The sequence below is a fragment of the Scytonema sp. PCC 10023 genome (genome assembly GCF_963920835.1).
In the GTDB taxonomy this organism is placed as follows: domain Bacteria; phylum Cyanobacteriota; class Cyanobacteriia; order Cyanobacteriales; family Nostocaceae; genus Kalymmatonema.
Window position 1 is genome coordinate 1 of record NZ_CAWUDP010000172.1, and the last position, 11,896, is coordinate 11,896.

At 42.7% G+C, this 11,896-nt stretch carries 7 protein-coding genes and 1 pseudogene; 5 read left to right on the plus strand and 3 right to left on the minus strand.

The genetic code is table 11. The annotated features are described in order from the left end of the window. The first annotated feature begins 189 nt into the window (after positions 1–189). The 3 genes from ACM0OZ_RS45935 to ACM0OZ_RS45945 all read left to right on the plus strand — a co-directional run bounded on the left by ACM0OZ_RS45935 (position 190) and on the right by ACM0OZ_RS45945 (position 2,577). On the plus strand, positions 190–774 hold the full coding sequence (locus tag ACM0OZ_RS45935; protein ID WP_336231344.1) for a hypothetical protein: 585 nt from the start codon (positions 190–192) through the stop codon (positions 772–774). Between the two features lie 926 nt (positions 775–1,700). Continuing rightward, on the plus strand, positions 1,701–2,390 hold the full coding sequence (locus tag ACM0OZ_RS45940) for a tyrosine-type recombinase/integrase (protein ID WP_414589650.1): 690 nt from the start codon (positions 1,701–1,703) through the stop codon (positions 2,388–2,390). Between the two features lie 52 nt (positions 2,391–2,442). Further along, positions 2,443–2,577 (plus strand): hypothetical protein, encoded by a 135-nt coding sequence (locus ACM0OZ_RS45945; RefSeq protein ID WP_414589651.1) that lies wholly within the window; start codon positions 2,443–2,445, stop codon positions 2,575–2,577. A gap of 104 nt (positions 2,578–2,681) precedes the next feature. Here ACM0OZ_RS45945 and ACM0OZ_RS45950 read toward each other — a convergent pair whose 3' ends face one another. The 3 genes from ACM0OZ_RS45950 to ACM0OZ_RS45960 form a co-directional block, all read right to left on the minus strand. Then, positions 2,682–6,404, minus strand: a complete 3,723-nt coding sequence (locus ACM0OZ_RS45950; RefSeq protein ID WP_414589652.1) for a hypothetical protein — start codon at positions 6,402–6,404, stop codon at positions 2,682–2,684. A gap of 286 nt (positions 6,405–6,690) precedes the next feature. Continuing rightward, positions 6,691–8,268, minus strand: a complete 1,578-nt coding sequence (locus tag ACM0OZ_RS45955; protein ID WP_414589653.1) for a helix-turn-helix domain-containing protein — start codon at positions 8,266–8,268, stop codon at positions 6,691–6,693. 358 nt (positions 8,269–8,626) lie between these two features. After that, on the minus strand, positions 8,627–9,619 hold the full coding sequence (locus ACM0OZ_RS45960; protein WP_414589654.1) for a hypothetical protein: 993 nt from the start codon (positions 9,617–9,619) through the stop codon (positions 8,627–8,629). Between the two features lie 593 nt (positions 9,620–10,212). Between ACM0OZ_RS45960 and ACM0OZ_RS45965 the strand changes: the two genes are divergently transcribed. Beyond that, positions 10,213–10,665, plus strand: a complete 453-nt coding sequence (locus ACM0OZ_RS45965) for a helix-turn-helix domain-containing protein (RefSeq protein ID WP_414589655.1) — start codon at positions 10,213–10,215, stop codon at positions 10,663–10,665. An 813-nt stretch (positions 10,666–11,478) separates the two neighbouring features. Then, positions 11,479–11,896, plus strand: a pseudogene (locus ACM0OZ_RS45970) (hypothetical protein); the annotation flags it as partial.

The window sequence follows — 11,896 nt, forward strand, 5'->3', positions numbered from 1 at the left end:
GTGGTCAGCACTCCTTGTCATTTTATACGGTTTTTAGCGATTATATTCTACTAGTTTATTCAAGCAGAAAGCATAAAGTAAGCAACTTGCGCTTTTCTTATGCTTACAGTACTTTAATGTGAAATATCAGTAAGCTGTGCCTTTCTCGCTCTAAAATATCTATACGGTTGTATCTCCATCAGTGTAGATATGGTGAAAATAGAGCGCGAGTCTATCAACTTCAAATTACCAAAATCCTTATGTGACGCACTGAGAGCCGCAGCAGAACAACGCAACACTACCGCCACTGATTTGGTAATTCAAGGGTTGCACCATATTTTGGGGGGTGTACCTGGTGTGGAGGCTAGTGTCGAAGTTCGTTTATACCAACTTGAAGAAGAATTTTGGCTTCTCAAACAAAGCATTAATCTAACTAGCACCAACCCCCATCAAGAAAGTAGGTTAACTGTATTGGAGAATAAACTCGAAGCTATAAGTACTCGACTCGCTCAATTTGAAGGGGTGATAACGCAACTTCAATATAGCGTCAATTCATCAAAATCCCGCAAATCGGGCTACCCCTATCAATTTAGTTCCCGACCGCTACAACTCCAACCCCTTGATGAGAATAAACTAGCTCTCAGACTTAATACTACTGTAGCAACATTAACTGAAAAACGTACAACCCTGAGTCCCAAAGAGTTTGAATCTTGGACAAGAGACAAAGACAGTATTAAACGTGGATGGCAGTTCAACGATAAAGATGGTCTGTACCACGAAGTAAGCGCAACTTAAAGGGGTGAATGAGAATTGCTGGTAGTGACACATCCTCTCTATTGCATCCAACATCTATCACATTACCCGAAGCGCGTCCATCAACACTGTAAAAAATGCATCCAATACCAAGCGAGTTCAAGGATTATCTATTGAGCGATTGGAAGCATTGGCTTTGTAAGCATAAGTTAAGCAAGTCTCTTTGAAACCATAAAGTGAGCAAGTTGCTCAACTTATCCTTACAGTGACATTTGGGGAGTTTGAAATTAATCGATTCGCGTTCCACGTTAGCCATGTATACACCACATATATACCCTAGTACAGAATAGTTTACCGCGTTTATGGTAGCCACCGCTCTGCCACAAATTTGTCGGTTGTGGGTTCGCGCATAAGATGAAATTTGAACAACGAAGTTATAAGGGTTTGAGACGACAGAATTCGCGCATAAAGTGAAATCGATTGTGGAGTAAGCGTTTGAGCCAGCTAGCGAATTCGCACTATTTCGTGAAATTTCCAAACCAAAACTCCAATACATCAGTCAAAACTATAATTTGAGGCATCTTGCACATAATAGAGAGGGGAGGCGAGCGACGCTCGCCTCCCCTCTCTCCCACACATTATTATCATTTTCAATCAAGCTATTTTAAGTATTTTAACTGATTGACAAAAATGCAATTATCTTAACCTCTCACAGATGGGTACGGGCTACAAGGATTGTCGTGGGTACCGAAGATGGAAGCAGCCCGCACCCGGCACTTCGCGCTCCGCCGCCCAATATGAACCCAGTTGCTCCCATCCTCTGTGGTGTCTCAAAAAGCGCGTATATTAAACTACATTTGTGTAGAAGACATGTAATTGCAAATTTATCGGTTCAAAGTGAGTAGGAGAGGGGAAATTGGGGGAGAATAGATGTGATATCGAAAAGTGCCATTTTCGCGCTCAATGCTATGTCTGACACATCACATCCAGAAGAGCGTGCATTCCCGACAGGGAATGATGACACTCCTATTGACTCGGCGGTGGAGGTATTAAAAAAATCTCTAAGAGCCCCGATTGAGCGGTATTTTGCGCCAACAGAGGATGAGCAGGATGTGATTGCTTTGATGCTCGCCAATATCCGCGCATCCAGCACGCGGAGAGAATACCAGAAGGATTTGCGAAAATTTTTTGTGGCGATGACGGGGGAGGAGCCAAATACTGACAGCGTGCTGGAGTTTTTGCACCTGACCGAAAAGCGGGCGGTGGCGGTGGTTTTAAAGTATAAGGCAAAGCTATTGGCGCAGGGGTTGAAGGAAGCAACGGTTAATCGCCGCCTCAGTGCCATCAAGTCACTTGTGAAGTTTGCACGCAAGCTGGGTGTGTGCGTTTATTCCTTGGAAGGTGTGGAACTGGAGAAAGTTAGGGTTTATCGGGATACTTCTGGGGTGGATGCATCTACCATCGACAGTGTCATCCAGCAATGCGATCGCTCAACAGTAAGAGGCAAGAGGGATTATGCGCTACTGCGGCTGTTGTGGGAGAATGCGTTGCGCCGCAATGAGACAAGCCAGCTTTGTGTGAAGGATTTTGACCCCCATGAGCGCAAATTGCGGATTTTGGGTAAAGGGCGAGGTGCTAATGATGAATGGGTGAAATGACCAAACTGTGAACCATAACCTGACCAAAAGTTAACGCCATCTCAAGGGTTATATGAGGCTTGATGAGATACCTTGGTCTAAACAGGGAGATACAGTTGGATGGTTAACATCAGAAATTTTTGGACTCAAACAAGCTCGTTCCAAAGAAGCAGAAATTGCCAGCAGCAGAAGCATGGATGCGCGATGATGATATGAATGCTTTTCCAGAAAACTTGAGAAACCAGACACAAATCCATCAAGAACTGCAAAGAGTTTTACCCGGACATGACCCATTTTGGCCACGTTGGATAGTTACAACAGGCATTCGTTTAACGAAAGGTGTAAAAACTCTTGGTGCCACGGTTTTGGTAATATTGAAAGCAAAGCAGCCATAATTTTCGCTTGCACTTTCACAGGAGTTGCTTCTATAGTATGCTCCCAGTACTGATGGTTGAAATGCTTGTGCCAAGAAAATATTTCTGATAACAACTTAGTATTTGATTCGTACTGTGCCAAGGACAGTATCATATTGCGTTTAATCAAATGAGTTTCTTGTTGTAGCTGACACAACTCATGTTCCAAATTATTCCTATTACTATAATTCGCATTTAAGAACGATAGGAATATTTTTAGCCACTGTTTCCAACTCCCACCAAATTCAGTTGCTAGCTTAGAGATGTAACCTTGGCTAATTCCAGAAACTGCCTCTACAGCTGACTGGGTAATTTTCTGTCCTTGTTCCCAAAGTTCTTTAACAGTCTGCTTGACTTCCCACCAAGATTTCTCATCTAGTGAACCCGCTTCAATAGTGATATCACCAGCATTAATGCACTCTAGTTCCTGTTCCAAAAAGCTTAGGTCATAATCGGCACAGAAATAGAAGTAAAGTTGTTGTTTGAGGCGGTTGTGCGCTCGCAACCGTCCAATGGCTTGTTTAATTTCTCCCTGTGTTGCCCAATCCACGAAGTCCTGGAATTCTTCATGTACAGTCCCCTTTGAATTAGAATTACTATCGCCCAATGTTAAGTAAAGCACCTCTAGGGAACCGATGTTCTGGTAGGGAATGCCAAAAGTGGCTAAGGCAGTCACATTTTGGAAATCGTTTGACCCCCGACTATCCCTGAACCACCCTCCATCACCGTCAGTACAAAACTTCACAAAATCAATGAATTTGATGTCGGGGTGACGTAGGTTAAACTCGTGTCGGAGTGCTTCTACTCTATTTTGGCAATGAGAACTGCGATTTTTGGAAACTTGTCCTAGTCCTGTTACTTGAATGATTTTCAGATTCTTACTAAAAGATACCTCTTGCTCAATAGTTAGAATGTCTTTTTCGTCAATATCCATCCACCAAGACAAATACTTAGGGGTCGCTGTGGCATCCAGGTAAATGTTGCACAAAGATGCTCGTGCTATCAATGCGTGTCGTTCGGAACGGGTGGTCACTAGAAGCTGACCTTGGTCTAGACGCAAAGCACCTTTAATTCGTCGTCCCCAGACTTGCAGAAATGGCACAAACCAATTGAGAATAATATCGTGCTGAATTTTTTGTGTCACCTCAAGGTTTTGGGAGCCAAAACGTTTTCTTCGTTTCCCTGGCAAATCATTAAGGTTTACAAGGTTTACCCCATACTCCCAAGTCGTATCGAGTAGCGATTCTAGGTTGGGATGTAGAATCTCCATTACTAAGGCAATGATTTCATCCAAATTACCCGGTGGTACGCCAAGCATATCTCTCAGTGCCACATCATTCCACCCGTGGTGAGGTTGCTTGATTTCTCCTGTCAAGCACTGGCGCAGAACCCTCCACACCGATTGTAATTGAATGTTGATTTCCGGATAGTAGATAGTCAGCTGTGCCATCACTTGGTCAAGGTCTGTGGCGCGTACGACAATGGAACTAATTGGCTGCACTGTCCGCATCGCTTCATCCCAAAAGTTGACACAATTGAACCAGTCATAGTTCTTAGTATCTGGTGCGCTGTCAGGATGTGCAAGAATGCGATCGTTTTTCAAAGTCTCCCGTCGCTTGTATCGGTATCCAAACCCTGGTCCACAAGAGGAACGACACGCTTCTAGTTTTTGACAAGTCTTGCAAACGGGATTTTCTATACCTTCATTTATCGAGATATTTTTCTGACGCAACGCTGCAAAGACAGAACTGCGTGAGCAGTTACCGCTTGTGTCAGGGGTTTCTCCATTTTTGGGCCATCTCAAATATGCTTTGCCGTTTGGGGTATAATCCCATACCATCCCCGAATTACGAACGTCCAGATAATTGTAATTGCGCTCAACAGTTTCTGTAGTCACATTTCTGGCATGAGATGTAAAGTACCACAGCTTGTCTACTCCAAAAGCCTTAGGTTGAGCAATCCCTGCATCATGGCTTTTGAATGTCCCAGTAGAACTGTTGTCTAAAATGTGTTTCCACCCAGCGGCGATCGCTTCAGAGTAAACTTGCAACCGCTGCCCTTTTTTAAACACAATTCTAGGTGGACCTTCAAAGTCACCCCATCTGGGTAATTTACCTGGTTTATACTCAATTGTATTGACATTTTCTCCCGAATCCAAACTTTTCTCAACTGTTTGTGGTATGGGATTTTGTCTGCCAAAACCATTCTTGGGTCGATATCGCTCTACCATCCGCCGGAACCACAGCTTAAGTTTATAGAGCATTCCCCACTCTCTATCTACGTCAGCAAAAGCTTTCTGGATTGTTTCCGGACACAGGGCAAAGAAATCTTCTGGTGTGATAATTGCATTGTTCCAGGCTACGACTACCCGATATCCACCTTTGCGGCAGTACTCAATACCTGTTGCATACTGGCGAATTAAATCCAGATTGTCTGTGGAGTCTCCTAGGGGTCGCAACTCAATCAGCTTGTCTTCTACTTGATGGAATGCACTGTGTTTGAGTAGCTTTCTGATTTGGTGATGAATGTGGCAGCTCTTGAGGTAAGCTGCACTGGTAATCAGTTTAATTTCATTTTGACGATTAGCTCCTAGCAATTCGTCGATATCCAAATGTTGTTTGGTCTCCAGTTGTCCCCAATCACCCACACTCAATCGATATTTCCATAGAAGGCAGCGTTGTAGGGTTACCTGATTAGCTAATGCAATATGGGGATTGAGTATTGCCCCCGCATCCGGCATAAGTCGAATTTCTTTAGGGCGTAATCGTTTAAGATAATCTTTCAGGGTTTTCTTACCATATCGAGCAGCACTTGCTGTACCGATGACGGTGATATCAGTTTGCCCAGAACGCCATAGCAATACAGCTGTCAGTAGTGACTTGAGTGCTCCTTCGCAGAGAATCACCACTTTCACCTTTTTGGCATCAGGGTGTTTCCAGCAAAATAGTGGCAGTTCTCCATTTGGTAATTGTGGTCCAATTCCCCCTTGATTGCTACCACTCAGCCAAATGTATTTGGGGCTAGTACGCAAAGTAGCAATTTGGAAGCCTGTGATCTGAAAATCGGGGTCAAGGGCTGCTACAGCTATCCCCTCTCTTCCTAGAAGTTTACCAACAGGAGATATGCCAGGGAGATTAGTGGTTATCCCAATAGGGGCATAAACACCTGGTTCCCAAGTTCTGAACCAACCTAATGCCTCAAGCCAGTTAATTTCGTCAGTACTCAATTGCCTTTTTTGCTGTAGGTGTGAGGAGTGTTGAGTACTCAGCTTTGTCACAGTTGTTTGCAACAGCAACTGGAATTGGCGATGTCGTTGGGCGACAAGCCGCTGGGCATCTACGCGTCCCTCTACACTCAAACGCTTTTTGGCTTTACTACTAAGAGAATACCGCTGCTGTTGAGAGTACAGAGGTTCTTCCTGTTGGTGGTTACTGCTGTCCTCCTCCACAAACAGACCGCCCATGTCGTTACCCAATAGCTTGATGAAGCGATAGCCAGCGGGTGCGTCCTGTTGACTAAAACTCCGTAGGCACTCAATTAAACCGTCGGAACGCGTAGCACAGCCGTGATGGTTACTACAGATGGGACAGAGATGGCGCTTGGAAGTGTATTGACGTTTCATGACGCAGAGGCGGAGCTTTGTTGCTCCAGTTGGCGAAATTTATGTGCGTCATTTATAATAGCGTCCTGTTTGAGTACTCAATTTTATGCGATTAGATGAGTACTCAAAACTAAAACTCTTACGGTGTAAGCGTTTTAAGAAATTAATTATCACACGAGGGGGCGTTAACTATCACACGAGGGGGCGTTAACTATCACATGAGGGGGCGTTAATTAGCCATACTTGAGTACTCAAGAAAGCAAAAATACTTATGCTGAGTACTGTGTGTGAGCGCAACCGAAAACCGCTAGCTAACAATACCCAAGACTTCCTTCAGTTTGACCGCATATTTCTGTGGAATCGGCTTGTCTCTACCCTCAGTTTCGATATTTCGTAGCCAACTTTGACTCATACCAATGGCACTAGCAACCTGCCTTTGACTTATACGCTTGGCTGTTCTCAACTGTCGTACAATTGTCCCCGTAAGCTCACCAGTTCTAGCCAACTCAATGATTTGTGGAGTAGTGTTTGCCTGGGAAGACGTTTCCGCTAGTTCAGGAGTGCTAGTTGAGGTAGGAATACCGGGATCGTTTTTCTGGTGTTGAGGATTGCCATCATGTGGGTTTGTTTTCCCAGGCTTGAATTGATTTAGACGTCTTTGAATTGGAGATGGAAGTTTAAATATCAACTTTGCTGGAAATAAAAAGTTTTGGATGTAATTATCTGGCAATCGCTTAGTTCCCAGTAGGTGTTGATTTCTCTCCTTAACGGGTAGGCAACTTAGTTTATCTGGCATTGCCCACAAAGGTCTGAGCCACATTGGGTAAGTTTCATCATCAAACTCAATTTTTATATCAACTTTGTCTTTTAAAATCAGTAATGCCTCTTCTAGCGTTTCTTTAAGTCTCCAACCATACCGATAGTCATTAACTGCCTGTTCAATTTGAGAGGATGGCAAAATGTCACTCAGTAAACTATGAATCGTGTACGTACCACTCTTGTGAGTGCGACTATTCTGGATAATGTACAGCGCCAAGCTAGTGGCAAGTTTCTGGCGATGTGGATCTATCTCAAAGACTTGCTTTGGGATAAACCCGTACTGATACAAAGCAGTTTTTGATTGCTCACCTTGGTAATTGAGGAAGTTGTAAGTCCAAAGACCTGGTTGCACCCGGATTATAACTTCGCAAAGTTCGTCTGGGTCTCCAAATAGATTTGGCTGACTGTATTCCTGCACGCTTAGCATCCAAAGTAGACAGCGCTCTTTGATACAAAGGTTCAACTCTCCTTCGTACCAGTAGATGACTGCACCAAGAGTCCCAACAACCAAAGCCAAATCTGCTATGGCTTTCAGTCTTTGTGATTTCGTCAGCTTTTTGCTTTTGTATACCTTCAGTGTTTTGATGAGTTCCGAACCACGCAGAATAAACGACTGTTTCCAAGGTTCCGCTTGCCCAGCAGCATACGTGGCAAACACAGCATGGAGTCTTGCTGCCATCACACCATATTGCTCAAGGATTTTATGTTCAGCGCAGTCTGAGAGGTATTGCGGTTGATGCTCCTGTTTGTGAAGTATGTAAAACTCAATATAACGACCCTTCCCGAATGGTTTTTGGAGGTAAAGACTGCCATTACCGTACTCACTCCAGTCTGGATGCTTAAGGTACGCTTGAGTGGCACTGACAATTGGTGCACCTGTTGCCATCATCTCGTAGTTTTTCTTTGCAAAGAGTGGTGGTTCTGTGAAAGGAAGGTTTTTGGTTTTCCTGAGCCGCTTATTGGCTATTGTTGCCTGCGGGACATTGACGTCTAACCCAGTAATCACCAGTTGGCAGCATGGTAATTCAGGGCTGGTATACCCCTTATTATCTTTTGCTACTGGCATCAAGACTGTCCTCCCCCAGAATGCGAAACACTCAACTGGATGTTATGTAAGAATTCTTGTTTGCTTAAAGACGTAGCCAGAACAATATAATTTGTCAGAGAAAAAGCAGACAACAAAATTTGTGCCGCTACATGGCGGTAAGTGCAAAGCTCGTGCAACGACAACCCCTGTGCTTAACTAATCGAATACCTGACTCATCCAGAAGTCGCGCTCCGCATATCTACGGAAATGCCGAGCCTACTCTCCCTTAAAGCCGCCCTACCTTTACGGTAAGCCCCTGCTTTGTGGTACAGCTAAGAGAGATAATAACCATTGACCTTTCTCCAGTAATAGTTCCTTCTTCAACAGTTCTTTGAAATTAAACAACTTCTGACGCGGAAATCTCAACAAAATCCTGATAAATCTGCGTACTTTGGGCTGTGTTCCTTCTGGAAACAGTCTCTTCCAAAAGCTTTGCTACCCAGTCTACTACAACCAAACCAGAATCTTTGGCAGCGTCTTGTATCAGCGGTAACAAGTGGGCGGGAAGCTGTAGAGTTAGGGTAAAGGTTTCTCTTAATGGTAGCCGAGCCTTTTTGATTTCATCTGACTCTCGTCCTCGATAAGTCCAGAATTCGCATTTGGCTCCTCGTTCATGACCGTCCTTTTCAATGAAGCTCAATTTACCCAACTGGTAGCAATAAAAGCTTTGGGGATCATCTAGGAACTCTCGGCTGCAATGAGAGCAATTCCAGCAGCTACGAAGAGTTGACGGTATAGAGTTGTTAGGTGATTGGTTTTGTGGCTCGAGAGTTTTCTGTTTCCTGGGTGTGGTCGGTACACTTGCTCTTTGATATTCTCTTGCAACTTGGGTAACGTGAACAGCTGTGACTTTGCCACTTGGAGCTGTAGAAACCGCTTTAGCCCATGCTTCTCGTTGTTGTTCGGGAGAGAGTGCCACGAGAGGACGAGCTTGGCGCTCATTGGCGGGAAGAATTTGTGCGCCATGGCGCACATTTTCATAAACCGAGGCTGCCTCAATTAATTGATAAGCCGAACGCCGAGACATTTCCCAGCGAGTGATACAGTATTCTTCAAAAGTTTTGTACTGTTGTCGATACAGATGTTTATCTCGAATCCCTCTTAGAGCTTGTCCTATCTGCCAAAAAGCTTTTAAACAACGTTCAACTGTAGCTTCCAACTTCCTTAGTTCTTGTGCCTCAGCCTCGCTGAGGGTATTTTCTACGCTCGACAGGCTTTGACCATTAGCCTTGTTTTGCTGACAGTCCTTATTTAACTCTACTTCCTTACTGTCGTAAGTGAGAGTAAGGTTAAGTGTATCCAAATCAACAGTGGAGTTAGAGGATGACATTGATATGTTTTCTCCCTGTACAAGGTTGAAAGTTTTTTATCGTATGAAGGTTACCTAAATGCTCCATTTTTGACTGATGCTTTTGTACACACCAACCATATTTGCAGTATGCAATATTAAGCCTTGCACAATGCAATACTGATGGCATCAGTGCTTAAAAAATATTAATAATCTAGTAATGTAATTTTTTATACTAAAATTTAAAACATCTATGTTAAGAAGGCAGAAGTACGAAGGCAGAAGGCAGAAGGCGTCCCCACGAATGAATTCGGGGGATTTAATAAAGTTGCTACGCGTTTATTTTTCTCCATAAATAAATTCAGGGGCTTTAAACCTTATGGCAGAGAACAGAGGACTTATTTTTGTATCAAAGCTTACCTTCTTTCCTTCTGCCCTCTGCCCTCTGCCCTCTGCCTTTCTTCGGTAATAGCTTTTTGTGATAAGTTCCTCAAACCCTTGTAAATGTAAGAGTTTTGGTTATAAAGTAGTACTATATGACCAACTATTAAACTCCACAGCGTCAGACCCTAACCGTACTTTTTGGCGAAGGTTAAGACACAATGGAATTAAAGACTAAAGTAGTTCACGTAAGTATGACCCATAAAGTAACTTTGATGAATGATGATTCCGGGTCTTCTACCATGCAGGGACGCCAAGAGCGGCTGACTCAATTAATTGAGCAGCTACTAAAAGACGGCTGGACTCAAACTACTTTAGCCGAAGGTATTGGTGTAGATTTCTCAACTGTGTATCGGTGGTTGAAGGGTAAAACTATTCCTGAAACTGACTCCAAAAACTTTCGGCAATTGGCAAAGCTAAGCGGTGGCGACAGTAGAACGTTACAACTTTATTTGGATGGGGAAATTTCTTTATCAGCATACCGTCAAGGTTTGGAGAGAAAACCAGTGGAGAAAGTAAAAAGCAGCAAAATTTTGGCTTCTGAGACGATTAAGAAAGAGGTTCTGGCAAAGATTTATTTACTTGATCCAGTAGATATTGCGGAGATAATTTCTACAAGTGTAACGTTTTTAGCTAAGCGAGCATGAGCTAGTTACATTTGCGGTTATCAGATAAATAGGCTTTAAAAGTATACACTAATTGATTTATTAAAGACTATTGTAGCTTTTTAGTACCACTCAAATTTAGTAACAAGAAAATCAAAAATATAAATTTCACACTTGACGAAATTTTAGATATTGAATCATTTCCAGCACAATTGCACGAAGCTAAATACCATTAAAATTGGTACTTGATGGTTTTGGTTTTTAGTGTAACTTTTTAGTCTGAATTTTGATTTTTATCTTACTTTAGTTTGATATCAAATCTCTGTGTCTTTTAAAAAACAACTGTATACAGCAGTATTCAGGAGTTAGAAGTCAGAATATGCCCTCCCTTGCCCGCTGCGCTTACAGAAGTAAAAAGGGCTTTTTGTCTGGCTTTTAGACAAGAGCGCTGTACTTCATTTACTTGCAATGTGCTGTAAGTTTTAACAAAAAAGAACGCAGAACACAGTTGTCAGAATTCAGCAAGATTTATGGGACTTGTACAACTGTGTGCGAAGTAGTCAGAGGGTAAAGTTCCTCAGCAAAATTGAAAATTTGGTGGTCAACAATTAGGCGAGGGTTTAAATCCCCGCCTAATTACGTTCTGCATTCTTACGAATCAGTTCTGCGTTCTGTTTTCATAGTAAAAATACGTAGGTATATTCTAGGCACTTCAATTTTTTATTAAAGATTAATAATCATCCTTTAGTCATAAACAAATTTTTATCTTGCTCTTGAGAGATAGCCGTTTATCTAATATGTTCGTTATCAAGTAGTAATGGATGAGTCAAATATTGAAAATTAGGTGATTGAGGCATGAAAATCAGGGAAGTTTTCTCGAAAAGCCCTGAAGTTAATGAGTGGCGGTATTTTCGTTCTAGAACCGGCCAGAAACATTTTCTAACGGGCATATATCCTTTAATAATTGGAGCAACAGCCGTAATGTTGCTGGACATAAAATTAAATGCCAACTTAGCGAATGTTGCAACCTTTGGTTTCTGTGTTTTCGGTTCTGGTGCGCTTCTATGGCGTTCTGAATTTGAACTGGTATTCAAATGGATTTCAAGGTTTAATCGTCGCTATAAATTTCCGAGTGGTTTATTTGCTTTATTTGGAAGTTTTTTCCTAATCAATGCCTTATCACAAAGAGCTGATGCTCAGTTTTTCCAAGGAGCACAAAACGTAACCGTTCAGAGGGGTAGGAGAGCGATCGTAAAAAATTGCCACCAAAATC